We start from the raw sequence: 25,388 nt of genomic DNA, 5'->3' as shown, positions 1-25,388 counted from the left end.
GCCGACCGCCTGAGTTCGCGGCCTGCCTCAGGGCCGCGCCAGGTGCCGCATCGCCAGCGCCAGACCCAGCCGGAACCGGCCCGGCGGAGTGCGCAGCGGCCAGCCCAACAGGTGCTCGGCATGGGCCAGTCGCTCCTGGAGTGTGGAGTGGTGGACGTTGATCTCGGCCGCCGCCGCCCGCAGGCTCACCGTCGAGGCGACGGCGTGCAGCGTGGTGAGCAGCCAGGGCGCGGCCGCCGCGGCCTCCTCCAGGGCCCGCACGTCGGGCGGCGGCTCGGCGCCCGGTACGACCAGGCCGGCGAGGAGCGCGACATCGCCCAGTTCGTCCGCGTGCACGACGCCCGGGCCCGGGTCCTGTGCGGTGCCCTCGGCCGTGAACCGGAGTGCGATGCGAGCCTGCGACCAGGAGCGCGGCAGGTCGAGCACGGGGACGGCTGGGCCCACCCCCACGCGGCCTGCGGACGGCTCGATGTCGGGGAGCGCGGGGACGATGCGGGGCCGGCCCTCCAGCGGGGCGAGGACACGGGCCCGAGCGGCGGTGTCGAGGCCCAGACGGCGGGCCGCGTGGAGCCGGGCCGCTTCCGGCGCCGTGGCGTCGAGTACGGTCTCGACCAGCGCGGGATCATCGGCCGCCGCCCGCCCGCGCGTCCGGTCGAGAACGAGCCGTATCGCCCCGGCGGCCCGCTCCAGGATCACCGCGTCGACGACACTCGGCTCCGCCTCCTGAGCCCGCTCCAGCCACAGCGCCGCGGCGCCGCCCGGCGTCAGCGCGGCGGAGGGCCAGGCGGCGTCCGGCGGCAGCTCGCTCTCCCGCCGCGTCCCGTCGGCCTCGACCCGCACATGCACCCGCCGATCCGCGTCCACCAGCCGCGCCGGCACCCCGGCCAGCACAGCGGCACCGCGCACCAGCGCCTCCAGCCCGGCCCGCGACTCGGCGAGCCGATCGAAGTACGCGATGACCCGCACGGCAGCACCGGCATCCGGATCCAACGCGGTAAGACGTCCGGCCAGCTCTTTCATAGGCCCATCGTGCGCCATGCCGTCAAGCCCCCGGGACCCCGCCCACATTCCGCACCGCACCGCACATCCCCTGAGCGACACCGGACAAGCCGGCCCGCCCAAGGGGCGCGGGGAGGGGCGTGCGCTTGTAGGCGGGGGGAGGGCTGGCCCGCCCAGCGGGCGCGGGGAACGGCGTCCGCTGGAAGGCGCCGGACAAGCCGGCCGGCCCAAGGGGCGCGGGGAGCGGCGTCCGCTGGAAGGCGCCGGGAGGGTCGGCCCGCGCAAGGGGCGCGGGGAGGGGCGTGCGCTTGTAGGCGGGGGGAGGGCTGGCCCGCCCAGCGGGCGCGGGGAACGGCGTCCGCTGGAAGGCGCCGGGAGGGCCGGCCCACCCCAGCGGCGCGCGGAGCAACGTCCGCTTCAAGCCGCCAGGCAACCGAACCCACCAAGGGGCGCGGGGAACTGCGCGACAAGCCACCCCCAACCCGCACCCGCGACGCCCCCCAACTCGGCAGACGAATAGGCGCACCACAGCCTCCGCCCCGCGCCCCCCCCGCGTTTCAGCTGCTCAGCAACCTCGTCAGCCACGCCACCTGCGCCCCCCGGCACGCCTGCGACAGCACCGCCTGAGGGGCGAAGCCGTCGAACCCGTGAAACCCGCCGGGCCACACGTGCAACTCGGCCACCCCACCGGCCTGCCACAACCGCGAGGCATAGGCGACGACCTCGTCCCGGAACGTCTCCGCGGAACCGACGTCCAGGAAGGCCGGGGGCAGCCCGGACAGATCCTCCGCGCGGGCCGGCGCCGCATACGCCGGAACGTCGGTCCCCCCGCGGCGCTCGCCGAGCAACGCCGTCCATCCCGTCTCGTTGGCCGTACGGTCCCAGACACCGAGTCCCGCCATCTGATGGACGGACGGCGTGTCATTGCGGTCGTCCAGCATCGGACACATGAGCATCTGGCCGATCAGCTCAGGGCCCTGCCGGTCCCGGGTGAGCAGGGCCAGCGCCGCACAGAGCCCGCCGCCGGCACTCGCACCCGCGATCACGATCCGCTGCGGGTCGCCGCCGAGCTCGGAGGCATGCTTCGCCGTCCACTCCAGACCGGCGTACACGTCCTCGATCTGCGCCGGATACGGGTGCTCGGGAGCGAGCCGGTACTCCACGGACACCACGACCGCGTCCAGCTCCTTCGCCCAGGCCAGGGGCACGTCGACACCGACGCGGTTGTTGCCGATGACCAGACCGCCGCCGTGGACGTGGTAGATCACCGGTCGTGGTCCCGCGGCCGGCGGGGCGGCCGGCCGGCAGATCAGCAGGGAGATCTCGGGCGCGCCCGCGGGACCCGGCACCGCCCTGTCCTCGACCTCGAAGAAGCCGTCCATGGTCAGATCCAGCTGGGCCAGCATCTGGATCCCGGGCCCTTGGCGGACCTCGGCTATGTCGCCCATCGTGAGGCCGGGCGAGATGACGTCCTTGATGAGTTCCAGGGCGGCGGCGAGCTCGGGATCGAACGGGGGCGGGGCCTGGGTCATGGCTTCTCCTCACACGGGGGCACGTGGATGCCCGGCGGCTCTGACGTCATGATCAGCGCACCGGCCCCGACCGGGGGGCCGCCGTTCGGCGGAACCTGCCCGCCGTACGGCGGGTGGCACCCGCGTCACCCGGAGATTGCCAGGACATGACCCGCTGTTCACCTGCCGTAGGTGGAAGTCATCACCGGCGGCGACAACCCTGTCAAGGCCCCACCTGCACCAGGAGTACCACCAGTGAACGTTTCCCTCTCCGTCTGGCTGCTGACCATCGTCGCCCTGTGCGCGCTCGTCGCCGTGGACTTCTTCATCGGTCGCAAGCCCCACGACGTCTCCATCCGGGAGGCGGGCACGTGGACGGTCGTCTGGATCGTCCTGGCCTGTCTGTTCGGCCTCGGTCTGTTCATCTACGGGGGCGGCAAGCCGACGGGCGAGTTCTTCGCCGGGTACATCACCGAGAAGTCGCTGAGCGTCGACAACCTCTTCGTCTTCGTCCTGATCATGGGGAAGTTCGCGGTGCCCACGCAGTACCAGCAGCGTGTGCTGATGGTCGGCGTGATCATGGCCCTGGTGCTGCGCGCCGGCTTCATCGCGGCCGGCGCGGCGATCATCTCCGCGTTCTCCTGGGTGTTCTACCTCTTCGGCGCCTTCCTGATCTGGACCGCCTGGAAGCTGGTCCAGGACGCCCGCAAGGAGGAGCACGAGGAGGAGTACCAGGAGAACAAGCTGCTGAAGATGGCGGAGGAGCGCTTCGGCGTGGCCGACCGCTACCACGGCACCAAGCTGTTCATCACCGAGAACGGCAAGCGGATCATGACCCCGATGCTGGTCGTGATGCTCGCGATCGGCTCCACCGATGTCCTGTTCGCGCTGGACTCCATCCCCGCCATCTACGGGCTGACGCAGGACCCGTACATCGTCTTCACGGCCAACGCCTTCGCCCTGATGGGCCTGAGGCAGCTGTACTTCCTCATCGGCGGCCTGCTGAAGAAGCTCGTCCACCTCAGCTACGGCCTGTCGATCATCCTCGGCTTCATCGGCGTCAAGCTCGTCCTGCACGCGCTGCACGAGTCCGGCGTCCACGTCCCCGAGATCAGCATCCCCTTCTCGCTCGGCTTCATCGTGCTCGTCCTCGCGGTCACGACGGTGACCAGCCTGCGCGCTTCGAAGAAGCAGGAGCAGGCAGCGGCCGAACGCGCGGCGACAGACCCCACGCAGGCACCGCGGCACTGACCAGCGCGACCGACTCGCCGACCGGGCTTGACTTCGAGAGCGCTCGAAGTCCTAGCGTCGTCGGAGTTGGCATCAGGTCGGGTGAACGGAGACGGACCATGCGGGTCGGCGTGCACATCAACCGGTTCGACCACCCCGGAGGAGGCCCCGCGCTCGGCGCCGAACTCGCCGCCGCGGGCGCCGCCGCCGAGGCGGCCGGCGTGAGCTGGCTGTCGGTGATGGACCACTACTTCCAGATGGAGTTCAACGACCGCGCCGAGGACCCCATGCTGGAGGCCTACACGACCCTCGGCTACCTCGCCGCCCACACCTCCACGGTCCGCCTCGGCGCCCTGGTGACCGGCGTGACCTACCGCCACCCCGGCCTGCTCGCCAAGATCGCCACCACGCTCGACGTGCTGTCCGGCGGCCGGGCCACCCTCGGGATCGGCGCCGCCTGGTACGGCCGGGAGCACGAGGGGCTCGGCGTGCCGTTCCCGTCGGTCGCCGAGCGCTTCGAGCGGCTGGAGGAGACCCTGCGGATCTGCCTCCAGATGTGGGACCCGCGGGCCGACGGCCCCTTCGAGGGCAAGCACTACCGGCTGGCCGAGACCCTGTGCGTGCCCGCGCCGATGAGTGCCCCGCACCCCGAGATCATGATCGGCGGGGGCGGGGAGAAGAAGACACTCAGGCTGGTGGCCCGCTACGGCGACGCGTGCAACCTGTTCACCACCTCCCCGCAGGAGGTCGGTCACAAGCTCGACGTGCTGCGCGGCCACTGCGACACCGAGGGACGCGACTACGACGAGATCCGCAAGACCGTCGTCTACACGGGCGAGGCGGCCACCGAGGGCGACCTCGACGCCTTCACGCGGGACATCATGGGCTACACGAAGCTCGGCATCGACACGGTGATCCTCGGCCCGCGCACCGGCGAACCGGCGGCGTTCATCGAGGACTTCGCGGCCCCGGCGGTCCGGCGGCTGGCCGGACTCGACTGATCCGCCGCGCTCAACGGCACGGCACGTCCGACCGGGCGTCGGCCGGGCGGCTGCGCGAGACGATCCGCATCCCCCGGGCGTCGACGACCCGAACCTGCAGTGAGCCGCAGCCGCACCGCGTCCACACCGTGCTGCCCCCCGTCGTGCCGTGCCGGGAGACCACCTGGAAGGGCTCGGCCCCGTCGGGCCATCCGCAGTGCGGGCAGACGGTGCCGGTGGTGCTGGTCATGGCGACTCCTCGTACGTCGTGGCTGGTTGACCGTCGCGACACAACCAAGGGTGCGGTGCGGACTTCGTACACGTCCAGGTTGACTTTCTGGACCTCATCTTGAAGCGTGGGCTTCATGATTGACCTGCGCCGACTGCACGTCCTCAGGGCCGTCGCCCACTACGGCACGGTCACCGCGGCCGCCCGCGCCCTGCACTTCACGCCCTCCGCCGCCTCCCAGCAGATCCGGCAGCTGGCCCGCGATCTCGGCGTCGACCTGCTGGAGCCGCAGGGGCGCGGGGTGCGCCTCACCGCGGCCGCCGAGAGCCTGCTCGCACACGCGGACGCGATCCAGACCCGCTGGGAGGAGGCCGAGCTCGACCTGCGCGCCGAGTACAGTGCGCCCGCCGGACAGCTGCGCGTCAGCGGCTTTTCCACGGCCGCGTCGGTGCTGCTGGCCCCCATGGCCGCACGGCTGCGGGAGCGGCATCCGCGGCTGACCGTACGGATTCAGGAGACGGGGGTGCCGGAATGCTTCGACCTGCTCTTCGAGGGGGAGATCGACCTGGCCGTGGTGGAGGTCACCCCGCACAACCCGCCGCTGAGCGATGCGCGCTTCGACCAGCAGCCGCTCCTCGACGACTCGTACGACCTCGTCGTCCACGAGGACCATCCGCTGGCCGGACGCGAGAGCGTCGACCTCGCGGAGGCGGCGCACGACGACTGGATCGGGCCGATGCCGGAGAGCGCCTGTCGTCCGCACGTGATGTCGGCGTGCGCGGCGGCGGGATTCACCCCCACCATGGTCCATCACGCGGTGGACTGGAACGTCACCGTGCAGCTGATCGCCCACCGGCTGGGCGTCGCCCTGATCCCACGGCTGGCCCGGCTGACCCCGCACCTGCCGATCACCCGGGTGCGTTGCACGGGCAACCCCCATCGCAAGGTGCTCACCTGCACACGCCGGGGCTGCCGGGAACGCCCGGCGGTGAAGGCGGCGCTGGGGGAGCTGCGGGAGCTCGCGGTCACGGCGGTGGCCTGACGCGAAGGGGCGGTCACCCACGAAGCCGTGGCCCGACATGAAGACGTGCCCCGACACGCAGAGAGGCCGGAGCTCTGGGCTCCGGCCTCTGCGGGGGACCTTCGGTCCGATCAGGCGGCAGCCGCCTCGCCCGCGTGCCCGTGGACGCGGGCGATGACCTCGGTCAGCTGGGCGGCGACCTCGGCGTCGTCGACCGGGTGGGTCTCGGCGAAGCGGGTCAGCGAGCCGGGGATCGCCAGCTTGACGTCCTCCAGCACCTTGCCGCCGGCGATGCCCACCGACTTGCGGGTCTCGTCCTGCGCCCACACGCCGCCGTACTGGCCGAAGGCGGTGCCGACCACGGCGACCGGCTTGCCGCCGAAGGCGCCGGCGCCGTACGGGCGGGACAGCCAGTCGATGGCGTTCTTCAGCACGGCCGGGATGGTGCCGTTGTACTCGGGCGAGAAGAGGAGGAACCCGTCGGCGGCCTGCGCGGCCTCGCGCAGCTTGGCGGCGGCGGCGGGGACGCTGCCCTCTACGTCGATATCCTCGTTGTAGAAGGGGATGTCGGCGAGGCCCTCGAAGAGCACGACCTCAGCGCCCTCGGGGGCGAGCTTGACGGCCGCCTCGGCCAGCTGGCGGTTGTGCGAACCGGCGCGAAGGCTGCCGACGAGCGCGAGGATGCGAACAGACATGCGAACTCCAAGGGTGCTGAAACACTGCCGTTACGATCCGGACCGAGGTCCGCTTAACTTTCTAGCACCTTAACCGGACCGCGGTCCAGTTTCATTCCCCATGCTTTACGCTGGCTTCATGTCCGCCGTTCTGCCGCCCTTCCCCCAGCCCCAGGAGCCCGTCGACAAACCTCAGTTGCTGGAGGTCGGCTCCGCCGCCGACGAGCCCTGCCTGCGCGCCGACGCGGCCCGCAACCGCGCCAGGCTGCTGGAGGCCGCCGCCCGGCTGATCGCGGAGCACGGCGCGGCCGGGGTCACCATGGAGGCCGTGGCCGCGGAGGCCGGGGTGGGCAAGGGGACAGTCTTCCGCCGCTTCGGCGACCGCACCGGTCTGCTGACGGCGTTGCTGGACCACTCCGCGAGGAAGCTGCAGGCCGATTTCCTCGGCGGCCCGCCGCCGCTGGGCCCCGGGGCGCCGCCGGTCGAGCGGCTGCGGGCGTTCGGCGTGGCGGTGCTGTACCGCGCGGCGGAACAGCTGGACCTGCAACTGGCCGCCCAGCCGGAGCCGACCCGTCGCTACTCCCACCCGTCGGTCCGGGCGCTGTACGCCCATGTCACGGTGCTGCTGCGGCAGATCCTGCCGGACGCCGACTGCGATCTCCTGGCCCAGACGCTGATGGCGTACCTCGACCCCGCCCTGGTCCACCACCTGACCAAGCAGTGCGGCATGCCCATGGAGCGACTGGAGAAGGGCTGGCTCGACCTCGTCGACCGTGTGACACGCACCGGGGCGTGAACACCGGCAGACCCTGACCCGGGCCCCGCCCACAGGCTCTGCAAAGATGCCGTACGTCATGGTGCAGATACCGAAAACGCCCGCGCCCGCTTCCCCCGCACAGCGCTCGGTACCCACGAGCGCCGATGTGGCCCGCCTGGCCGGCGTCTCGCGCGCGACCGTCTCCTACGTCCTCAACAACACCAGCGCCGTCCGGATCAGCGAACCCACGCGCCGCCGCGTCCACGACGCCGCGAAGGAACTCGGCTACGTCCCGCACGCGGCCGCCCGCAGCCTGCGCGCCGGGCACAGCCGTATGGTCCTGATGCCCGCGCCGAGCTTCCCCGTCGGCTCCCTGTACGGCCAGTTCCTCGGCGCCCTCCAGACGGCGCTCGGCCGCCTCGACTACACCGTCGTGCAGCACGGCAGCGTCGGCCTGCACGGCGACGAGGCCGCCCGTGCCTGGGCCGAACTGCGCCCCGTCGCCGTCCTGGTGTCGGGCTCCGGCCTCGGCCCGAAGGGTGTGACGGTGCTCAAGCGCTCCGGTGTCCGGGCCGTGGTCTCGCTCGGCCCCGACTCCGTCGAGGGCGCCCACGCCCTGCTGATGGACTACGAGGCCGTGGGGCACTGCGCGGGCAGTCACCTGTACGACCGCGGCCGGCGCCGCATCGGCGTCGTCGTGCCCGAGGAGGACGGCCTGGAGTCCTTCTCCACGCCCCGCCTCGAAGGCGTACGGCGCGCCCTGCACGGCACGGACGCCACCGTGACCGAGCTGCCCCTCGCCTACACGGAGGAGTCCGCCGCGCGGCTGGCCGCCCGCTGGCGCGACCTCGGCCTCGACGCCGTGTTCGCCTACAACGACGAGTACGCGATGCTGCTGATGCGCGCCCTGCAGGACGAGGGCGTCCGTGTCCCCGCCGACACGGCCGTGATCGGCGCCGACGACCTGATGCTCGGACGGCTGCTGCGGCCTAGGCTGAGCACCGTGCACATCGAGCTGCCGTCCGGCCGTGAGCTCGCGGAACTGGTCGACCGCGCGGTGCGTAACCCCGGCACCCCACCCGAGACGCACAAGGTGCTGGGAGCGACGGTGGTGCACCGCGAATCCAGCTGAACCCAGGGGAGGCGGGACATGCGCACGACCGTCGGCATCATCGGAGGCGGCCCCGCGGGACTGCTGCTCGCCCGTCTGCTGCACCGCGCCGGCGTCGACTGCGTCGTCCTGGAGAGCCGCACCCGTGAGTACGTCGAGCGGCGCCAGCGGGCCGGGATGCTGGAGCAGGGCACCGTCGACGCGTTGCGCGAGGCCGGCGCCGCCGAGCGGCTGACGGCCGAGGGACTGGTGCACCAGGGCATCGAGCTGCGCTTCGACCGGGAACGCCACCACATCGACTTCCCGGCCCTCACCGGCGGCCGTACGGTGACGATCTACGCCCAGACCGAGATCGTGAAGGACCTCGTCGCCCTCCAACTCGCCGACGGGCCCCCGCTGTTGTTCGGGGCCGAGGCGCTCGCCGTCGAGAAGCCGGAGAGCGCGACGCCCGTCGTACGGTTCCTGCACGAGGGCCGCGAGCAGACGCTGACCTGCGAGTGGGTCGCCGGCTGCGACGGCTTCCACGGCATCTCCCGCGACGCCTTCCCGGCCGGGGCGAGCCGCTCGTACGGGCACGAATATCCGTACTCCTGGCTCGGGATCCTGGCCGAAGTGCCGCCGTCCTGCGACGAGTTGATCTACGCGCGCGGCGAAGGCGGCTTCGCCCTGCACAGCATGCGGTCGGCGTCGGTCTCCCGGCTCTACCTCCAGGTCCCCAACCGCACCGACCCCGACGACTGGCCCGACGACCGCGTCTGGGACGAACTCGACGCGCGTTTCGCCGTCGACGCCGACTGGAGCCTCGATCGCGGACCCGTCAGCGCCAAGTCCGTGACGACGATGCGCAGTTACGTCCACGAACCGATGCGCCACGGACGGCTCCTGCTCGCCGGGGACGCCGCCCACATCGTCCCGCCGACGGGCGCCAAGGGCCTCAACCTCGCCGTGTCGGACGTACGGGTCCTGGCCCGCGGCCTCATCGAGCTGCACCGCACAGGGAGCACACAACTCTTGGACAGGTGCTCCGAGTTGTGTCTCCAGAGGGTGTGGCAGGCCACCCGTTTCTCGGACGACATGACTAGGATGTTGCATGTTCAACCAGACGGGGATGCGTTCGACCACCGGATGCAGCTCACGCGTCTGCGCCGGATCACGGCATCCCGTCACGCGGCCGCCGAACTGGCGGCGAACTACTCGGGACTTCCGCTCCCCCTGTGAGTCCCGCCGGTGATCGAACGGAGAGTCGCAATGCCGTTGCTCGACCCGAAGGCCTGGCAGTCCAGCTCCCTGGCGGGAGATGAGTACGCCGTCACCGAGCCCGCCACCGGCGACACGCTCGGCACCGTCACCCTGGCCGGCGCCGAGGACGTCGGTACGGCCGCCGAGGCAGCCCGCGTCGCCCAGACCGAGTGGGCCCGCCTCCCGCACTTCGCCCGCGCCGCCGTGCTGCGCAAGGCCGGCGACCTGTTCGCGGCCCACGCCGACGAACTGCGCGAGTGGATCGTCCGCGAGTCCGGCTCGATCCCCGGCAAGGCCGACTTCGAGCTGCACGTCGCCTCACAGGAGTGCTACGAGGCCGCCGCCCTCGCCTCCCGCCCGGCCGGGCACATCCTGCCCAGCGAGGCGCCCCGGCTGTCGTACACGCGCCGGGTCCCCGTCGGCGTCGTCGGCGTGATCTCCCCGTTCAACGCCCCGCTGATCCTCTCCATCCGCTCCGTCGCCCCGGCCCTCGCGCTCGGCAACGCGGTCGTGCTGAAGCCGGACCCGCGCACGGCGGTCTGCGGGGGTCTGTCCCTCGCGGCGATCTTCGCCGAGGCGGGCCTGCCCGAGGGGCTGCTGCACGTCCTGCCGGGCGGCCCGGAGGTGGGCCAGGCGCTGGTCGCCGACCCGCGCGTGCCCGTCATCTCCTTCACCGGGTCCACGGGCGCGGGCCGTGCCGTCGGCGAGGCCGCCGGACGCCATCTCAAGCGCGCGCACCTGGAGTTGGGCGGCAACTCCGCCCTGATCGTGCTGGAGGACGCCGACATCGACGCGGTGATCTCCACGGCCGCCTGGGGGTCCTTCTTCCACCAGGGCCAGATCTGCATGACGACCGGCCGCCACCTCGTCCACCAGTCCCTGTACGAGGAGTACGTCGAGCGGCTCGCCGCCAAGGCCGACTCCCTCGCCGTCGGCGACCCGCACCGCGCCGAGGTCCACCTCGGCCCGCTCATCGACCCGGGCCAGCTGGACAAGGTGCACGGACTGGTGGAGGCCAGCACCTCCCGGGGCGCCAAGCTCGCCGCGGGCGGCACCCACGAACGGCTCTTCTACCGGCCGACCGTGCTCGCCGGCGTCGACGACCAGACCCCCGCGTACGCCGAGGAGGTCTTCGGCCCCGTCGCGCCGGTACGCCCCTTCGCCACGGCCGACGAGGCCGCCGCCCTCGCCGCGGCGAGCTCCTACGGCCTCTCCCTGGGCATCGTCACCGCTGACGCCGCCCGCGGCCTCGACCTGGCCGAGCGCATCCCGACCGGCATCGTGCACATCAACGACCAGACCGTGAACGACGAGGCCGTCGCGCCCTTCGGTGGCATCGCCGCCTCCGGCACCGGAGCCCGGTTCGGCGGCGAGTCCAACCTGGAGGCGTTCACCGACGTGCGCTGGACGACGGTGCGCGGCGACGTGGCGGCGTACCCCTTCTAGACCGCGGTTCTACTGGCCGTTCTGCTCGGCCTGCGCCTGCTGAGCGGCCACGGCCTGGTGGACCTCGTTCATGTCGAGCTTCCTGGCCTGCCCGATGACGTCCGCGAGGGCGGCCTCGGGCAGCGCCCCGGGCTGCGCGAACACGGCCACACGGTCACGGACGATCATCAGCGTCGGAATCGACTGGATCCCGAAGGCGGCGGCCAGCTCCGGCTGCGCCTCGGTGTCGACCTTGCCGAACACCAGATCAGGGTTCTCCTCGGCGGCCTTCTCGTAGACCGGGGCGAACTGACGGCACGGCCCGCACCAGGACGCCCAGAAGTCGATCAGGACGAACTCGTTGTCCGTGACCGTCTCATCGAAGTTCTCCTTGGTGAGCTCCACGGTGCTGCTCATGGCGTATTCCCTCTTCCTGGTGTCGGGGCGAAGCCGTCGGCGACAACGCGACCGTACGGCTGTGTATTCCGTCGTATCTCGGCGCGCGTACCCGTGTGGCCAGGCCGCACACCACCCGTAAGACTGACCCCATGACGGAAACGGATTCCATCGCGTACGACGTCGTGGTGCTCGGGGCCGGGCCCGTGGGGGAGAACGTGGCCGACCGCACCCGTGCGGCCGGCCTCTCCACCGCGGTCGTGGAGAGCGAACTGGTCGGCGGCGAGTGCTCGTACTGGGCGTGCATGCCCAGCAAGGCGCTGCTGCGCCCGGTCATCGCCCAGGCCGACGCCCGCCGCCTGCCGGGCCTCAGCCAGTCGGTACAGGGCACCCTCGACGCGGCCGCGGTCCTCGCCCGACGCGACGAGTACACCTCGCACTGGCAGGACGACGGCCAGGTCGGGTGGCTGGACGGCATCGGCGCCCACCTCTACCGCGGCCACGGCCGCCTCGCCGGACCCCGCACCGTGGAGGTGACCGGCTCCGACGACGTACGCCACGTCCTGACCGCCCGGCACGCCGTGGTCGTCTGCACCGGCAGCGGCGCCCAACTGCCTGACCTGCCCGGACTCGCCGAGGTCAAGCCATGGACCAGCCGCGAGGCCACCAGCGCGAAGGCCGCGCCCGGCCGGCTGGTCGTCGTGGGCGGCGGCGTCGTCGCCACCGAGATGGCCACCGCCTGGCAGGCCCTCGGCTCCCGGGTCACCCTCCTGGTCCGCGGCAAGGGCCTGCTGTCCCGCATGGAGCCCTTCGCCGGCGAACTGGTCGCCGAGGCGCTCACCGAGGCGGGCGTCGACGTCCGCACCGGCACCTCCGTCGAGGCGGTGACCCGGGAGAACGGCACGGTCCTGGTCGTCACCGGCGGCGGCGACCGCATCGAGGCCGACGAGATCCTCTTCGCCACCGGACGCACCCCGCGCACCGACGACATCGGCCTGGACACGGTCGGCCTGGAACCCGGCTCCTGGCTGGAGGTCGACGACAGCCTCCGTGTGACCGGCAGCGAATGGCTGTACGCGGTCGGCGACGTCAACCACCGTGCCCTCCTCACCCACCAGGGCAAGTACCAGGCCCGTATCGCGGGCGCCGCCATCGCCGCCCGTGCCTCCGGCGTGCCCCTGCTGGAGTCCGACCCCTGGGGCGCGCACGCCGCCACCGCCGACCACGCCGCCGTCCCGCAGGTCGTCTTCACCGACCCCGAGGCAGCCGCCGTGGGCCTGTCCCTGGCGGAGGCCGAACAGGCCGGCCACCGCGTCCGCGCCGTCGACGTCGAGTTCTCCTCGGTGGCCGGGGCGGGCCTGTACGCCGACGGCTACCGCGGCCGCGCCCGCATGGTCGTCGACCTGGAACGCGAGATCCTCCTCGGCGTCACCTTCGTCGGTCCCGGCGTCGGCGAACTCATCCACTCGGCGAGCATCGCCGTCGCCGGACAGGTACCGATCAGCAGGCTGTGGCACGCGGTTCCGTCGTATCCGACGATCAGCGAGGTCTGGCTGCGGCTGCTGGAGTCCTATCGCGACAACTGAGCCCGCCTCATCCAGCCACCCACTCCCGATAGTCCTCGCTCCACAGATCCTCCTCGCAGTCCGGTAGCAGCAGAACCCGGTCCGGGCGCAGCGCCTCGATGGCGCCCTCGTCGTGGGTGACCATGACGATCGCGCCCGGATACGTGCCGACCGCCGCCAGGACCTCGGCCCGGGAAGCGGGGTCGAGGTTGTTGGTGGGCTCGTCCAGGAGCAGCACGTTGGCGCCGGAGTGGACCAGGCCCGCCAGGGCCAGGCGGGTCTTCTCCCCGCCGGAGAGGACACCGACCCGTTTGTCGGCGTCGTCGCCGCTGAACAGGAACGCGCCGAGGACACGCCGGACCTCACCGTGCGTCAGATGCGGTGCCGCCGAGGCCAGTTGGGTGCTCGCCGTCGCATCCGGGTCCAACGTGTCGTGCTCCTGGGCGAAGTAGCCCAGGCGCAGTCCGTGCCCGTGGACCACCCGGCCGCCGTCGGGCCGTTCCTGACCGGCCAGAATGCGCAACAGCGTGGTCTTTCCCGCCCCGTTGGGCCCGAGAACGACCAGACGGCTGCCCCGGTCGACGGCCAGATCGACGCCCGCCAGCACGCGCTGGGCGCCGAACGCCTTGCTGAGGCCGACGGCGCCCAGGGGGATACGGCCGCACGGCTCCGGTTCGGGCAGCCGGATCCTGGCCACCTTCTCGCTGCGCCGTACCGGTTCGAGGTCGGCGAGCATACGGTCGGCGCGGCGGAGCATGTTCCTCGCGGCCACGGCCGTCGCCACGCGGGCGCGCATGCTCTCGGCCTGGGCGTGCAGCGACGCCGCCTTGCGCTCGGAGTTCGCCCGTTCCCGGGCCCGCCGCCGCTCGTCGGCCTCCCGCTGGGCGAGGTAGGCGTCCCAGCCGGTGTTGTGCACGTCGATCGTGGCGCGCCGCGGATCCAGGTGGAACACCCGGTTCACCGTGGCGGCGAGCAGGGACGTGTCGTGGCTGATCAGCACGAGCCCGGCGGGATGTCCGGCCAGGAACGCGCGCAGCCAGGCGACCGAGTCCGCGTCCAGGTGGTTCGTCGGCTCGTCCAGCAGCAGGGTGCCGTGCCCCGCGAACAGGATGCGGGCCAGCTCCACGCGACGGCGCTGGCCGCCCGACAGCGCACCCAACGGCCGGCCCATCAGCCTGGCGGGAAGTCCGAGACCCGCGGCCACCCGCGCCGCCTCGGCCTCCGCTGCGTACCCGCCGGCGGCCTGGAATCGGGCCTCGACGCGCACATAGGCGTCCATCGCGCGCCGCGTACCGTCGGCCATGGCCTCCTCGGCACGGCGCAGGTCGCGTACGGCCCCGTCGAGGCCCCGCGCGGACAGGATCCGGTCGGTGACGGTGATCGCCGGGTCGGCGGCGCGGGAGTCCTGGGGCAGATGCCCCACCTCACCGGTGCGGGTCACCGTCCCGGCGGCCGGCGGCAGCGTGCCCGCCAGGGTGTTCAACAGGGTGCTCTTTCCGGCGCCGTTGCGGCCGACCAGGCCGATGCGGTCGCCAGGGGAGATGTGGAAGGAGATGTCGGACAGCAGCAGACGCGCGCCCACGCGCACGTCGACACCACTAACGGTGATCATGAGAAGACGCTCCGAAAAAGCAATCCGAACGAGCAAGAGGACACACGGGTGGCGTGGAAGCGGGTCCTCAGCTAGGAAATTCGGGGCGTAGACATGCGGTCAGGCTAACGCGGGCGCCGGGCCGGACGCCTTCGATTTTTCTCGGTCACGGCAGCTCGAAGCCCAGCGCCTCGGCGGCCCGCGCCGGAGTCGGCCCCGCCCAGCGCTCCGCGATCGCCTGATTCGAGGCGAGCGAGCGCAACTCGGCCCGGTCCAGGTAGAGCACCCCGTCGAGGTGGTCCGTCTCGTGCTGCACGATACGGGCGGGCCACCCCGTGAACACCTCGTCGACCGCCCGCCCGTGCTCGTCCTCGCCCGTCAGCCGCACCTCGGCGTGCCGGGCCACCACCGCCTGATAGCCCGGCACGCTCAGACAGCCCTCGAAGAACGCGGCACGAGCGGCGCCGACCGGCTCGTACGACGGGTTCACCAGCACCCGGAACGGCTGCGGCACCCGCCCGCGCGCCAGCCGCACCTCCTCCGGCACCGGTGCCGGGTCCTCGATCACCGCGATCCGCAGTCCCACGCCGACCTGCGGTGCGGCGAGGCCGACGCCCGGCGCCGCGTGCATGGTGATCCGCAGCGCCTCGACGAAGCGGGCCAGCAGCGCCGGGTCCAGCTGGCCGTCGAAGCGCTCGGTGGGCCGCCGCAGCACCGGGTCTCCGGCCGCCACGATGGCCAACGGGCCCTCGACGGCGAGGAGTTGCTCGACCTGCTCGGCCAGGGGTGCGCGATCGTTCGGAGTTGCCATCGCGCCAGCATGCCACGGCGTATCCACCAGCCGCCGACTCGCCTGTGACGTACGCCACTTAACAAGCCGGGAACTCGACGGCCCCTCCGCCCGACTACTGGATCGCCACCGCAGACAGAGAACGTCCCCACTCCCCGTCCCACCCCCGGAGATGCCGCCGATGTCCACCGCTCCCTCGACCGTCACCGAGGAGACGACGCAGCCCGACGCCCTGGCCTCGGCGCCCCGCAGATGGGCACCGCTGCGCCCGCTCGTCCTGCGTCTGCACTTCTACGCCGGAGTGCTCGTCGCGCCGTTCCTGCTCGTCGCCGCGGCCACCGGCTTCCTGTACGCCGGTGCGTTCCAGGCCGAGAGGATCGTGTACGCCCACGAGATGACCGTCCCGGTCGGCGACGCGAAGCTGCCGATATCCGAGCAGGTCGCCGCCGCGGGCAAGGCCCACCCCGAGGGCACGGTCTCCGCGATCCGGCCCTCCCCGGCGGACGACGCCGCCACCAGGGTTCTGCTGTCCGGCGTCAAGGGCGTCGACGCCGACCACACGCTCGCCGTGTTCGTCGACCCGTACACCGCGAAGGTGCGCGGCGCCCTCGAACAGTACGGCTCGACCGGCGCGCTGCCCCTGCGCACCTGGATCGACGAGTTCCACCGCGACCTGCACCTCGGCGAGAACGGCCGCCTCTACAGCGAGCTCGCCGCGAGCTGGCTGTGGGTGATCGCGGGCGGCGGCCTGGTGCTGTGGTTCTCCCGCCGCCGCGCCCTGCGCAAGGTGCGCGGAACCAGCGGGCGCCGCCGCACGCTCGGTCTGCACGGCACGGTCGGCGTCTGGGCCGCGGCCGGGTTCTTCTTCCTCTCGGCGACCGGCCTGACCTGGTCGGCGTACGCCGGCGCCAACATCGACGAGCTGCGCACCTCGCTCGGCCAGGCCACCCCGTCCGTCTCGTCCTCGGCGGGCGGCGACCACGCGGCTCACGGCGCCGCCGCGGGCACCGGAGGGAGCGGCGAGCACGGCGTCGGCCTCGACAAGGTCCTGGCGGCCGCGCGCGCCGAGGGCCTGGGTGACCCGGTGGAGATCGTGCCGCCCGCCGACGCCTCGTCCGCGTACGTGGTGAAGCAGGTGCAGCGCAGCTGGCCGACGAAGCAGGACGCGGCCGCGATCGACCCGTCCACCGGCGAAGTCACCGACGTGCTGCGGTTCGCCGACTACCCGGTGCTGGCCAAGCTGACCCGCTGGGGCATCGACCTGCACACGGGCGTCCTCTTCGGCCTGGCCAACCAGATCGCCCTGATGCTGCTCGCGCTCTCGCTGATCGTGCTGATCGTGTGGGGCTACCGCATGTGGTGGCAGCGCGGCCGGGGTTCGGCGTTCGGTCGCCCCATCCCGCGGGGCGCCTGGCAGCAGGTGCCCCCGCAGATCCTGGTGCCGCTGGTGGCGGTCGTCGCCGCACTCGGCTACCTCGTGCCGCTGTTCGGCGTGTCACTGGCCGCCTTCATCGTGGTGGACGTCGTCCTCGGAGAGGTGGCCCACCGGCGGGGGAAGCGGACGCCCGCGGAGGTGAACTAGCGGGAGGAAGGACTTGGGGCCCGGTTCCGGGGTGAACCGGGCCCCAAGCATCGCTCGCACTCTTCAGAGCCGCTCGAAGTCACCCGCCAGCGCCGAGGCGAGGCGCAGGTGCGGCTCGGCTTCCTCGTGCCGCCCCTGCCGTTGCAGGGTGCGGCCCAGCATCAGCCGGGCGTAGTGCTCGACCGGGTCGCGCTCGACGATGACGCGCAACTCGTCCTCCGCGCGCCGCAGTTGGGCCGAGTGGTAGTACGCGCGTGCCAGCAGCAGCCGCGTTCCGGTCTGCTGCGGGGCCTCCTCGACCAGCTTGCCGAGAACGCGCGCGGCGGCGGCGTAGTCCTTGGCGTCGAAGAACATCTGCGCGCGCTCCCAGCGCTCGGCCGGTGTTCCGTGGTCGTAGTACGTCGTGTCCACTCGTGCCTCCTTCGTACTTCGACGCCGTTAACGGAGCACGTTGGTTCAATATTCCACTAGTGGGCCACGCGGGCAGACGGCTTCTGGGTCACTGCGGCACTGCGGCCAGTTCGGCATTGGCCCGCTCGGTGATCAGGGTCAGCACCCGCCCGGCGACGGCCAGGTCCTCGGCCGGGATACCGGCGTAGATCCGGGCGGTGATGGGGGCGGTCGCGGCGGAGGTCCTGTCGTACAGCTCCCGTCCCGCGTCCGTGATCCGGACCTGGGACGGCCCCTGAGGGGCCAGCAGCTCGGCGGCGATCAGCTCGTCGACCACGGACTGTGCCTGCGCGGCGTCGATCTTCAGGGCGCCGACGACACCGTCGATGACGTGGTCCCGATCGACCGGCCCGTCGGCGACGGCGGCGAGCCGGAGCGTGACCGACTGCTGGAATGTCGCGCCGTGGTGGTCCAGTGCGCGCTCGAGGACGGCGCGGGCGGCGTAGTGGGCCAGAGCTATGACTCGGGGGTTGACCAGGGGAGTGGTGGCGGTCATGACTGCTCCTTGTCGGACTCACTGTCGGTGGCGAGCGGGTCGAGAGGTGCGTCGAGCAGGGTCGCCAGGTCGCGGGTGAACTCCCGGGTCCGCGCACTGTCCAGGCCGCCGAGCGGCTCCAGCAGCTGTCGCAGAAGCCCTTGGACGACCTCGATCGCCTGCCGGGTCCGCTCGCGTCCCTGGTCGGTCAGCGCAAGCTGCACCGCGCGCGGGTCGCGGGGATCCCGGGTGCGCTCGAGAAGGCCGGCGCTTTCCAGGGATCGCGCCAGCTTGGAGACGTACAGCGGTTCGAGCCCGGTGTGGTCGGCGAGGCGCCGCTGACTGGGGCGCTCTCCGCGGTGCTGCATGCCGTACAGCGAGGCCACCAGCGCGTACTGCGCGTGGGTGAGCCCCAGCGGGGTCACGGCCCGGTCGACCGCGACCCGCCACTTCGTGGACAGGCGCCACACCAGGAAACCGGGCGAGACGTTCTCGGAACCCTTGCTCATGGCGAATACAGTACATAGCTACTATGTACATGGCTACTGTTTTCGGGGGCGCATCGGGGATGCGTCGGGAATGCGTCGGGAATGCATCGAGACAGGCCCGGGTGACGGACTGACGAAGCGACCCCGGCGGGGCTAGTTTGGGCGACATGAGCAATCTTGATCGCGACGCGGTGCCCGCCATCTGCGGTGGCCGCGGTTTCGTCGTGGCGGAGCCCGTACGCGAACTCCTCAGCCCTCGCCGCGTCAAGCTCGGCGAGTCCACCGAAGTCCGCCGCCTGCTGCCCAACCTGGGCCGGCGCATGGTCGGCGCCTGGTGCTTCGTCGATCACTACGGCCCCGACGACATCGCCGACGAGCCCGGCATGCAGGTGCCGCCGCACCCGCACATGGGGCTGCAGACGGTGAGCTGGCTGCACGAGGGCGAGGTGCTGCACCGCGACTCGACGGGAAGCCTCCAGACGATCCGCCCGCGCGAGCTGGGCCTGATGACCTCCGGCCGGGCGATCAGCCACTCCGAGGAGAGCCCGAAGTCCCACGCCCGCTACCTGCACGGCGCCCAGCTCTGGGTCGCCCTCCCGGACAGCCACCGCCACACCGACCCGCACTTCGAACGCCACGCCGAACTGCCGGTCGTCACGGCGCCGGGCCTGCGGGCCACGCTGATCCTCGGCGGCCTCGACGGCGCGACCTCACCCGGTACGACATACACCCCGATCGTCGGCGCCGACCTCGCCCTCTCGCGCGGCGCCGACGTACGCCTCCCCCTGGAACCCGACTTCGAGTACGCCGTCCTGTCCATGTCCGGCGAGGCCCACGTGGACGGCGTACCGGTGCTGCCCGGCTCGATGCTCTACCTCGGCTGCGGCCGCACCGAACTCCCGCTGCGGGCGGAGTCGGACGCCGGGCTGATGCTCCTCGGCGGTGAACCGTTCGAGGAGGAGTTGATCATGTTTTGGAACTGGATCGGGCGGTCTCAAGAAGAGATCGTGCAGGCCCGTCAGGACTGGATGGAAGGCTCCCGGTTCGGAGAAGTGAAGGGGTACGACGGGGCTCCACTGCCCGCACCGGAACTGCCGTCGGTCCCGTTGAAACCGCGGGGGAGGGTGCGCTGACCTGCGGAAACGCGCCAGCGTTGGTGGTCTCAGGGCGGAAGGTGGTCGGGTAATTCACACTGTCTTCCACCTGCTTGCCGGAAGGCGTCCAAACAGCCGGCTGGCTCAGGCCGGTGCGGTTGGCGATTCCACGGTGTGGCTGTCTGTGGGCGGCTGTGGCAGGACTCTTGCTGACCTGATGCTGACTTTGCTGACGCCTCGTCAGGCTCGGGTGAGGGGCTCTTTCCCCAGCTTCGGGACTTGCGGAGGCGTTTGCGGTTTCGGTGACGTCCGGAACGATGCTGACCTGGCTGGCGGTCGAGTCAGGCGTTGAGGAGGGACGGCGTTGCTCACACTGCCGCCTTGTTGAGGTTCCACCACATTCCGTTGTCGCCGCTGTCTCTCGGCAGCGCCGCTTGCGTCCGATCCGAAGGTGCTGCCCGGGAGGGTGACTAGCAGGTTGTTCGTCTGATCGTGGTACATCACGCGCGTCGCCCTGACCAATGAAAATGAGCGACCCCGGAGGTCCTGTGGTGCAAGCCGCCCGTGACCCACGGCTCTGCGCGGCGATCGTGGACCGCCTCACGTTCAACGCCACCATCATCGAGACCGGAACCGAGTCCTACCGCCTGGCCCGCACCAAGGCGCACAGGAACGACGCTGCCAAGCACACCGTCACGACGCCACGGAGTAGCTGAGATCAGTCGCGGTGAGCGAGGCAGGCACCAAACGCAGCCACATCGTGCCTCGTTCGCCCGGATCATCGTGCAGGTAGTGCACGAAACGCTCGTCCCACAACGCCTCGTCCGCACCCAAATAGCGGGCGAGCTTGCGCCGCCCCCTCGGCACGTCAAAGGGCACCAGCTCAGCCTGGCCCCGAGCGATCACCTGCCGGACACACCCCGTCGCGAGATCGCACTCGTCCACCACGAGGGCGACGTTCGGGTCATCCTTCACGCGGTCGAACAACCGGGCCCAAGGGCCTGTCAAGGTCCAGAAGGCTCCCTCTTCCCAGAGGAACCAGACAGGCCGCACCGTCGGCCCGCTCGTCGCGATACGAGCGGTGAGCGGCTGCTGCAGGAATGCGTCCACATCAAAACGAGAAGATTCCACAGCTCCAATCTTCCGTTGCCGCCGATCACTTCACCACCGACCTGCGACCTACGACCAAAGCCGCAGGCGCCCCGAGCTCCCGGAAGAAGAGGGCAGGCCCCTCAAGTGGTCCCGGCGATGACCAATCCCGGGGGCCACTTGAAGACGTCCAGGAGACAACGGATCTTCATCAACTGGGGCCGTTGGAAGACGTCACAGCCCGAGGGATCTTCTGTGTTCGGCCAGGCGTGCGGCGCTCGTCGGCGCGTGTCGTCGCCGTCATCGCTGCACTGCTCACGCATGGACGACCGTTCCGCCTGAGCAGCAATCAGTCTCCTGAAGGTGGCCGGGCTGTGGAGCCTGCGCCGGAGGGCCTCCGAATGTTCGGACGTGTCGCGCGGGGAAACGCGGGCGCAGTCTTGTGCGATCCGACCGGGGGCCGCAGGAGCTTAGCAAGCTGCCAGGCCGGGGTGGCTCATTGTGTTCGAACGGATACAGAGAGTGCTTGTGGTGCGGGTGGGCGCGCGCAAATCATGAGTGGTCCCTCAATCGCTCGTGGAAGGACGTCCAGCGCATGGCTCACCGCAAGGTGTATCTCGCCGTCGGCAGGACCAACACCCGGATCTACCGCTTCGACCCCATCGACGGTGACACCCGCGTCGTCGCGAACGTGCCGCCCTACGAGCCCGGTTACACCGCAATGGGTGCGCAGTACCGTGGCGACGACAAGGAGCCCCTGCTACTGGCAGTGAGCCACAACAAGCTCATCACCATCGACGTGGCGGCCGGCACCCTGAAGGACCAGGTCATCGACGGGCTGCCGAGCGGGCCCTGGTTCGACGGTGACATGGACCCCGACGGGAAGATCCTCTTCGTCGTCAGCAACCCCGAGGTGCACAGCTATGCCATCGATGTGGCGGCCCTGAAGGCCATGCCTCGCAACGCCCCGGGAAGCGGCCGGTGGGACGACTTCGCCTACCACCCCAGGGACGGGCGGCTGATCTCGGTGGAGGGCGACAACGGCGACCTGTTGCTCGTCGATCCGAGCAGGCAGCCCATGAAGACCGTCCTCAAGAGGGGGGTCTTCCCACCGGCGGAAGCCAGCGCCGCAGCAGGCTCGCGGAAGTCGTACTCGGCCACTTTCTTCGACCAGGACGGCAACTTCTACGCCGTCGACTCTGCGGGCAACGTCAACCACCTCGACTTGACCACGGCCACGATCCCCGACCACTCGCAGCGCATCGGGCGGGGAAGGGTACCCGTAGGCGCCCTGGAAATCATGAACGGCGCCGGGCGTATCACCCCTATGCCTGTCCCGCCCAGTTACGACGAGATTGCCGTGTCCAAGAAGTTCAACCGGACATGGGAGAACAGCGAACCCCGGGGCAGGGTGTACAGCTTCGACCTCACGCTCACCGCCGTCAGCAAGGACAGCGGCAAGGCCGAGGACGTCAGGAGGTTCCGGATCTCCTTCGATCTGCCCACGGTGAAGGGCGCGAAGGCCGAAGCATCCGGCGTACATGTCATCGCCCAGGACGGCAAGGTGTACCTGGAAGCCGAGAACGACCAGTTCCTCGCCGCGGGCAGCTCCCGGCCGATCACCGTACAGATCACTGTCCCGGGGGACCCGGCTCACCTGCCCCAGGAGTACCTCCTCGACGGCCTCAAGGCCACACGCCTGCCCAGCCGCTGATCAAGTCACCCTGGACTCGCCGCCGGCCGGTCCCAGGCGTCATCTGGCGCACACCTGCACCATCACCGTCGCCGGTTACGTTCACCGGCTGCTGAGCGCCCAGCGCTCAAGAGCTCCGGGTTCGCACCGGCTCATCCGAGGGGTGAGCCCAACTCCCCGAACGTGTCGAGCAGCTGGCGAAGTCCCCTGCAACATGCGCTCACGCCGCTGCGTCGCCTACGGAGAGTCGCCCATTACCCCAGCCGACGTGGCGCGTCCAGCGCCGCGTCGCCCCAAAACAGGAGTCATCTCATGAGCCTGACCACCACCCGGACCGCCGCCGACCGCCCGGAGTACGGCAGGGCGAAGTATCCCTTCCACATCACCAAGGAGGAGGAACGGCAGTTGCGCCTCAAGGGCGCCGAGGCCGTACCGTCGCTGGTGATCGGACAGGCCACCTCCTTCGACGAGTACGCCCGCCAGCTGATGATTCCGCCAGCCGTCATGGACCTCGCGCGCAAGGCCGAGGACCTGCGCCTGTCCGCTTGGGAGGTCGAAGCCATGCGCAAACACCTCGCCCCCGCCGCCGAACCTGGTGACAAGGTCGGGCTCCTGCGTCAGATCCTGGTGGAGAAGTACAAGAAGGACGACACCCATCCGCCCTACATTCGCGTCGCCTGCTCCGGCCGTGGCGATTACGACGATCTGGCGAGCGAACACGGCCACCTCCACCACGACGACCACCCGAAGGGCGACATCGGCTCGCCCGTGGTCCTGGAGATCTGGCCGGCGCAGCACTACTCACCCATCCACTCCCACGGCCACACCACCGGCATCGTCTTCTGCCTCGCCGGCCAGCTCGACGTCATGGTCTACGAACATCTCAAGTGGGACGCCCGCAAGCTCGGCCTGCTCACCCTCACCCCCGGCCAGTGCGCCTGGCTTTCAGCGGACAATTACGCCGTGCACCGGGTGTACTGCCCGATCGACGGCGGCGGCGGCACCACCGGCCCCGGCTACATGAACTCCACCGCCGAATTCGGCGCCAGTTTCCACGTCTACCTCAACCCGGAGCAGACCGCCATCGAGGACGACGACGGTGACAGCTACAACCGTGACTCCTTCGACTACATCGACGAGAAGTCCAAGGAGCGCTGCTCCTTCGACACCGAGTCCGACCTCTCCTGGGGTATTCTGCGCCGGGTTCTGGCCAACACCCCGCTGACCTGAGCTCAGGCCAGATCACAGCCGGCCGCGCGTCGTGCCGGGTGAGCGGAGAGTACAGACGCCTGATGCGGCGGGACCGGCGGGCCGGCCCTGCCGCCGGTGCAAAGAGCTGGTGTCTCCTCCACTCGCTCCTTCTGAGCGGGACTGGCTTTCCGGCCCAGGCCCGCGACTGCGCAGCCGGCTACGCGTCTTGACATCGTTCCTGACTGCCGCAGGGACGAAGTGGTGCGGTCGTACATTCGGGTGCGGGAACTGACCGTCGCGTGCGCGCAGGACGTGGCGGACGACGGCTACCTGAAGGCGGCCACGGTCGCGCGGGACCGACGGCCTGATCACACCAGCACCTCACGGGAAACTACCCACTGGACCATGCCCATTTGCCTTCTGAAATATTGCTGTCGTAGCTGCTCCTGCGCTTCTTCAGTGCAGCGGATGCGGTAACCACCGGTGGCTTCGCCGTCCAGCCGCAGGGCATCGCGTGCGTCCGGGCTGCGCTGGAGGACGGCGTCACGCCGGCGCAGCAGCTCTCCGGTGGGACGCTCCCGCACGGTGACGGCCGGGTAGGGCTTCGACCACAGTTGGGACTGCTGGTTCGTCGCGTTCGGGCTGCACGGCGCCAGGGTGGCAAGCCGTGGCCGCATCGGTCCCGGTCGCCGCCGGCCGCCGGTTTCTGGCTGCGGTTCCAACAGGTTCCCTCGGTGGTGCTCTGGAAGCCGTGGTACCTGCCGTGCTCGCGCGGAGTGAAGGTCCAGCTGCGGTCGGAGAAGGCCGGCCAGTGCGCATCAACGAACGCGGGTGCACCTGACCGCAGTTGCCGTAGGTGCCGATGTGCCGACCGGAGCTGGCGTTGCAGACCTCGCCGACGCTGCCGGGCACCTCACTCAGCCACCGCGGACGTCGCGGTGCCCAGAGCACCACTCAGCGTGGCACACAGCGCGGCTGCCGCGACAGCCGCACGGCGCCATCGCCGGTGGCTCGGGGAGGCCGCAGTCATGCCGGCGGTCACGGCCATGGATCAAGCCGCCCCTGTTTCCGCCGCCACACCGACGCGGCACGAGCGGGCGGCCCCGATCGAAGTGACCACCGTATCCATGCCCCTGCGCTGCTCTCCGCCGAAGCGTCCACGCCTGCCCCCGACCGTCACCGCGGCGTCCGATCGCCCTGCTGGGCGAATCGCTGAACGGTCAGGCTTCCGAGGCTCCGTCAGCTCGGAGCATGCCCGTTGTCGAGTGCGTCGGCCGTGCGGTCACCAAGCTGGGGGGCGAGAAGGGGCGCTCACGCCTTCTCACGGCGGAACGCGCGGGCGATGGCGCGCGCCTCGATGCCCGCCTGGCGAAGGACACCCGTGAGGGGATTGGTGTATCCGGCGAAGTAGAGGCGGGGGCTGCGGGATGGTTCTGTGCCCCTACGGCGAGGGGATGCCCGGCCTCGTCGAGTACGCCCAGGGACCCGACCAGGCCCTGCAGGTTGGACCGGTACCCGGTGGCGGCGATGACTGTGTCGGGCCGCAGTCGGATGCCGTCGGCCAGTACCACGTCCGGGCCGTCGAACGCCTGGACAGCCGCGACCGGCTCGACCCGCCCGGAGCGGACGGCGTCCACGAAGCCGTTGTCGAGTACCGGGCTCACCCCTTCGCGGGCATTGCGGGTGTACAGGCCCGTACGGGGCCGCGGCAGTCCCCGCGAGGTCAGGTCGGGCACCGAGAGACGTTGCGTGAGCAGGGATGTGCGGTCGCGCCACGCGAGCGGGAGGGCCTCCGTCAGCCGGCCGAC

The 25,388-nt window shown here is 71.0% G+C and carries 24 protein-coding genes; 12 read left to right on the top strand and 12 right to left on the bottom strand.

The window, feature by feature from the left end; translation table 11 throughout:
* Positions 1-27: 27 nt before the first annotated feature.
* A complete protein-coding gene (locus tag ACIREI_RS11120) occupies positions 28-1,020 on the bottom strand; it encodes a helix-turn-helix domain-containing protein (RefSeq protein WP_403330331.1) in 993 nt (330 codons plus the stop codon).
* Positions 1,021-1,556: 536 nt separating this feature from the next.
* Positions 1,557-2,531: an alpha/beta hydrolase gene (locus tag ACIREI_RS11115; RefSeq protein ID WP_403330328.1), complete on the bottom strand. Its 975-nt coding sequence runs from the start codon at positions 2,529-2,531 to the stop codon at positions 1,557-1,559.
* Positions 2,532-2,765: 234 nt separating this feature from the next.
* On the opposite strand from ACIREI_RS11115, the gene ACIREI_RS11110 reads away from it, so the two are divergent.
* Together ACIREI_RS11110 and ACIREI_RS11105 are read left to right on the top strand one after the other, a co-directional pair.
* On the top strand, positions 2,766-3,761 hold the full coding sequence (locus tag ACIREI_RS11110; protein ID WP_403330325.1) for a TerC family protein: 996 nt from the start codon (positions 2,766-2,768) through the stop codon (positions 3,759-3,761).
* 98 nt (positions 3,762-3,859) lie between these two features.
* Positions 3,860-4,741 (top strand): LLM class F420-dependent oxidoreductase, encoded by an 882-nt coding sequence (locus tag ACIREI_RS11105; RefSeq protein ID WP_403330323.1) that lies wholly within the window; start codon positions 3,860-3,862, stop codon positions 4,739-4,741.
* 10 nt (positions 4,742-4,751) lie between these two features.
* Here ACIREI_RS11105 and ACIREI_RS11100 read toward each other — a convergent pair whose 3' ends face one another.
* Positions 4,752-4,970 (bottom strand): hypothetical protein, encoded by a 219-nt coding sequence (locus ACIREI_RS11100; protein WP_403330320.1) that lies wholly within the window; start codon positions 4,968-4,970, stop codon positions 4,752-4,754.
* 115 nt (positions 4,971-5,085) lie between these two features.
* Between ACIREI_RS11100 and ACIREI_RS11095 the strand changes: the two genes are divergently transcribed.
* On the top strand, positions 5,086-5,991 hold the full coding sequence (locus ACIREI_RS11095; RefSeq protein ID WP_403330317.1) for a LysR family transcriptional regulator: 906 nt from the start codon (positions 5,086-5,088) through the stop codon (positions 5,989-5,991).
* A 110-nt stretch (positions 5,992-6,101) separates the two neighbouring features.
* Here the strand turns inward: ACIREI_RS11095 and ACIREI_RS11090 are convergent, their stop codons facing one another.
* Positions 6,102-6,665, bottom strand: a complete 564-nt coding sequence (locus ACIREI_RS11090; RefSeq protein ID WP_403330314.1) for an NAD(P)H-dependent oxidoreductase — start codon at positions 6,663-6,665, stop codon at positions 6,102-6,104.
* Positions 6,666-6,765: 100 nt separating this feature from the next.
* Between ACIREI_RS11090 and ACIREI_RS11085 the strand changes: the two genes are divergently transcribed.
* From ACIREI_RS11085 to ACIREI_RS11070, 4 genes are read left to right on the top strand one after another with little or no spacing between them, the layout of a single operon-like run.
* Positions 6,766-7,440, top strand: coding sequence for a TetR/AcrR family transcriptional regulator (locus ACIREI_RS11085; RefSeq protein WP_403330311.1), 675 nt, complete (start codon positions 6,766-6,768; stop codon positions 7,438-7,440).
* Between the two features lie 46 nt (positions 7,441-7,486).
* Positions 7,487-8,533 (top strand): LacI family DNA-binding transcriptional regulator, encoded by a 1,047-nt coding sequence (locus tag ACIREI_RS11080; RefSeq protein WP_403330308.1) that lies wholly within the window; start codon positions 7,487-7,489, stop codon positions 8,531-8,533.
* 18 nt (positions 8,534-8,551) lie between these two features.
* Entirely contained in the window at positions 8,552-9,730 is a 1,179-nt protein-coding gene (locus ACIREI_RS11075) for a 4-hydroxybenzoate 3-monooxygenase (protein WP_403330305.1), read from the top strand.
* Between the two features lie 30 nt (positions 9,731-9,760).
* Positions 9,761-11,197, top strand: a complete 1,437-nt coding sequence (locus ACIREI_RS11070) for a benzaldehyde dehydrogenase (protein ID WP_403330302.1) — start codon at positions 9,761-9,763, stop codon at positions 11,195-11,197.
* A 9-nt stretch (positions 11,198-11,206) separates the two neighbouring features.
* Here the strand turns inward: ACIREI_RS11070 and trxA are convergent, their stop codons facing one another.
* Positions 11,207-11,593, bottom strand: coding sequence for a thioredoxin (gene trxA, locus ACIREI_RS11065; RefSeq protein WP_403330299.1), 387 nt, complete (start codon positions 11,591-11,593; stop codon positions 11,207-11,209).
* A gap of 131 nt (positions 11,594-11,724) precedes the next feature.
* Here trxA and ACIREI_RS11060 point away from each other — a divergent pair, with 131 nt between their 5' ends.
* Entirely contained in the window at positions 11,725-13,158 is a 1,434-nt protein-coding gene (locus ACIREI_RS11060; RefSeq protein WP_403330296.1) for a dihydrolipoyl dehydrogenase family protein, read from the top strand.
* A gap of 7 nt (positions 13,159-13,165) precedes the next feature.
* On the opposite strand, the gene ACIREI_RS11055 is transcribed toward ACIREI_RS11060, so the two are convergent.
* Together ACIREI_RS11055 and ACIREI_RS11050 are read right to left on the bottom strand one after the other, a co-directional pair.
* A complete protein-coding gene (locus tag ACIREI_RS11055; RefSeq protein WP_403330293.1) occupies positions 13,166-14,749 on the bottom strand; it encodes an ABC-F family ATP-binding cassette domain-containing protein in 1,584 nt (527 codons plus the stop codon).
* A 145-nt stretch (positions 14,750-14,894) separates the two neighbouring features.
* Entirely contained in the window at positions 14,895-15,539 is a 645-nt protein-coding gene (locus tag ACIREI_RS11050; RefSeq protein ID WP_403330290.1) for a peptide deformylase, read from the bottom strand.
* A 160-nt stretch (positions 15,540-15,699) separates the two neighbouring features.
* Here ACIREI_RS11050 and ACIREI_RS11045 point away from each other — a divergent pair, with 160 nt between their 5' ends.
* Entirely contained in the window at positions 15,700-17,100 is a 1,401-nt protein-coding gene (locus tag ACIREI_RS11045) for a PepSY-associated TM helix domain-containing protein (RefSeq protein WP_403330287.1), read from the top strand.
* 63 nt (positions 17,101-17,163) lie between these two features.
* Here the strand turns inward: ACIREI_RS11045 and ACIREI_RS11040 are convergent, their stop codons facing one another.
* The 3 genes from ACIREI_RS11040 to ACIREI_RS11030 all read right to left on the bottom strand — a co-directional run bounded on the left by ACIREI_RS11040 (position 17,164) and on the right by ACIREI_RS11030 (position 18,534).
* Complete coding sequence (locus tag ACIREI_RS11040; RefSeq protein ID WP_403330284.1) at positions 17,164-17,511, bottom strand: tetratricopeptide repeat protein; 348 nt, start codon at positions 17,509-17,511, stop codon at positions 17,164-17,166.
* A gap of 88 nt (positions 17,512-17,599) precedes the next feature.
* Complete coding sequence (locus ACIREI_RS11035; RefSeq protein ID WP_403330282.1) at positions 17,600-18,046, bottom strand: MarR family transcriptional regulator; 447 nt, start codon at positions 18,044-18,046, stop codon at positions 17,600-17,602.
* Positions 18,043-18,534: a MarR family winged helix-turn-helix transcriptional regulator gene (locus ACIREI_RS11030; RefSeq protein ID WP_403330279.1), complete on the bottom strand. Its 492-nt coding sequence runs from the start codon at positions 18,532-18,534 to the stop codon at positions 18,043-18,045. Before ACIREI_RS11030 ends, ACIREI_RS11035 begins: the two co-directional genes overlap by 4 nt.
* A gap of 146 nt (positions 18,535-18,680) precedes the next feature.
* Here ACIREI_RS11030 and ACIREI_RS11025 point away from each other — a divergent pair, with 146 nt between their 5' ends.
* The gene (locus ACIREI_RS11025) at positions 18,681-19,646 is read left to right on the top strand and encodes a pirin family protein (protein WP_403330276.1); all 966 of its coding nucleotides are present in this window, start codon (positions 18,681-18,683) and stop codon (positions 19,644-19,646) included.
* A 654-nt stretch (positions 19,647-20,300) separates the two neighbouring features.
* Here ACIREI_RS11025 and ACIREI_RS11020 read toward each other — a convergent pair.
* On the bottom strand, positions 20,301-20,738 hold the full coding sequence (locus ACIREI_RS11020) for a pyridoxamine 5'-phosphate oxidase family protein (protein ID WP_403330273.1): 438 nt from the start codon (positions 20,736-20,738) through the stop codon (positions 20,301-20,303).
* 553 nt (positions 20,739-21,291) lie between these two features.
* Between ACIREI_RS11020 and ACIREI_RS11015 the strand changes: the two genes are divergently transcribed.
* Together ACIREI_RS11015 and ACIREI_RS11010 are read left to right on the top strand one after the other, a co-directional pair.
* Positions 21,292-22,410 carry a hypothetical protein gene (locus ACIREI_RS11015; RefSeq protein WP_403330270.1) on the top strand — a complete coding sequence of 373 codons (1,119 nt, stop codon included), beginning with the start codon at positions 21,292-21,294 and terminating at the stop codon, positions 22,408-22,410.
* A 291-nt stretch (positions 22,411-22,701) separates the two neighbouring features.
* The gene (locus ACIREI_RS11010) at positions 22,702-23,619 is read left to right on the top strand and encodes a hypothetical protein (protein ID WP_403330267.1); all 918 of its coding nucleotides are present in this window, start codon (positions 22,702-22,704) and stop codon (positions 23,617-23,619) included.
* Positions 23,620-23,948: 329 nt separating this feature from the next.
* Here the strand turns inward: ACIREI_RS11010 and ACIREI_RS11005 are convergent, their stop codons facing one another.
* Complete coding sequence (locus ACIREI_RS11005; protein ID WP_403330264.1) at positions 23,949-24,257, bottom strand: hypothetical protein; 309 nt, start codon at positions 24,255-24,257, stop codon at positions 23,949-23,951.
* Positions 24,258-25,388: the final 1,131 nt, after the last annotated feature.

Source organism: Streptomyces sp. NPDC093591, assembly GCF_044764885.1.
In the GTDB taxonomy this organism is placed as follows: Bacteria; Actinomycetota; Actinomycetes; order Streptomycetales; family Streptomycetaceae; genus Streptomyces.
Note: the sequence above shows the minus strand (reverse complement) of the source record. Positions and strands in the feature narration are given on the sequence as shown.

Bases quoted from the DNA above. Each gene is read 5' to 3' on its own strand.
- ACIREI_RS11045 (WP_403330287.1), top strand. From the start codon at position 15,700: ATGTCCACCGCTCCCTCGACCGTCACCGAGGAGACGACGCAGCCCGAC.
- ACIREI_RS11060 (WP_403330296.1), top strand. From the start codon at position 11,725: ATGACGGAAACGGATTCCATCGCGTACGACGTCGTGGTGCTCGGGGCC.
- ACIREI_RS11080 (WP_403330308.1), top strand. From the start codon at position 7,487: ATGCCGTACGTCATGGTGCAGATACCGAAAACGCCCGCGCCCGCTTCC.
- ACIREI_RS11100 (WP_403330320.1), bottom strand. From the start codon at position 4,970: ATGACCAGCACCACCGGCACCGTCTGCCCGCACTGCGGATGGCCCGAC.
- ACIREI_RS11055 (WP_403330293.1), bottom strand. From the start codon at position 14,749: ATGATCACCGTTAGTGGTGTCGACGTGCGCGTGGGCGCGCGTCTGCTG.
- ACIREI_RS11095 (WP_403330317.1), top strand. From the start codon at position 5,086: ATGATTGACCTGCGCCGACTGCACGTCCTCAGGGCCGTCGCCCACTAC.
- ACIREI_RS11015 (WP_403330270.1), top strand. From the start codon at position 21,292: ATGGCTCACCGCAAGGTGTATCTCGCCGTCGGCAGGACCAACACCCGG.
- ACIREI_RS11105 (WP_403330323.1), top strand. From the start codon at position 3,860: ATGCGGGTCGGCGTGCACATCAACCGGTTCGACCACCCCGGAGGAGGC.
- ACIREI_RS11090 (WP_403330314.1), bottom strand. From the start codon at position 6,665: ATGTCTGTTCGCATCCTCGCGCTCGTCGGCAGCCTTCGCGCCGGTTCG.
- ACIREI_RS11005 (WP_403330264.1), bottom strand. From the start codon at position 24,257: ATGCGGCCACGGCTTGCCACCCTGGCGCCGTGCAGCCCGAACGCGACG.
- ACIREI_RS11120 (WP_403330331.1), bottom strand. From the start codon at position 1,020: ATGAAAGAGCTGGCCGGACGTCTTACCGCGTTGGATCCGGATGCCGGT.
- ACIREI_RS11035 (WP_403330282.1), bottom strand. From the start codon at position 18,046: ATGACCGCCACCACTCCCCTGGTCAACCCCCGAGTCATAGCTCTGGCC.
- ACIREI_RS11010 (WP_403330267.1), top strand. From the start codon at position 22,702: ATGAGCCTGACCACCACCCGGACCGCCGCCGACCGCCCGGAGTACGGC.
- ACIREI_RS11030 (WP_403330279.1), bottom strand. From the start codon at position 18,534: ATGAGCAAGGGTTCCGAGAACGTCTCGCCCGGTTTCCTGGTGTGGCGC.
- trxA (WP_403330299.1), bottom strand. From the start codon at position 11,593: ATGAGCAGCACCGTGGAGCTCACCAAGGAGAACTTCGATGAGACGGTC.
- ACIREI_RS11075 (WP_403330305.1), top strand. From the start codon at position 8,552: ATGCGCACGACCGTCGGCATCATCGGAGGCGGCCCCGCGGGACTGCTG.
- ACIREI_RS11070 (WP_403330302.1), top strand. From the start codon at position 9,761: ATGCCGTTGCTCGACCCGAAGGCCTGGCAGTCCAGCTCCCTGGCGGGA.
- ACIREI_RS11115 (WP_403330328.1), bottom strand. From the start codon at position 2,531: ATGACCCAGGCCCCGCCCCCGTTCGATCCCGAGCTCGCCGCCGCCCTG.
- ACIREI_RS11085 (WP_403330311.1), top strand. From the start codon at position 6,766: ATGCTTTACGCTGGCTTCATGTCCGCCGTTCTGCCGCCCTTCCCCCAG.
- ACIREI_RS11050 (WP_403330290.1), bottom strand. From the start codon at position 15,539: ATGGCAACTCCGAACGATCGCGCACCCCTGGCCGAGCAGGTCGAGCAA.
- ACIREI_RS11025 (WP_403330276.1), top strand. From the start codon at position 18,681: ATGAGCAATCTTGATCGCGACGCGGTGCCCGCCATCTGCGGTGGCCGC.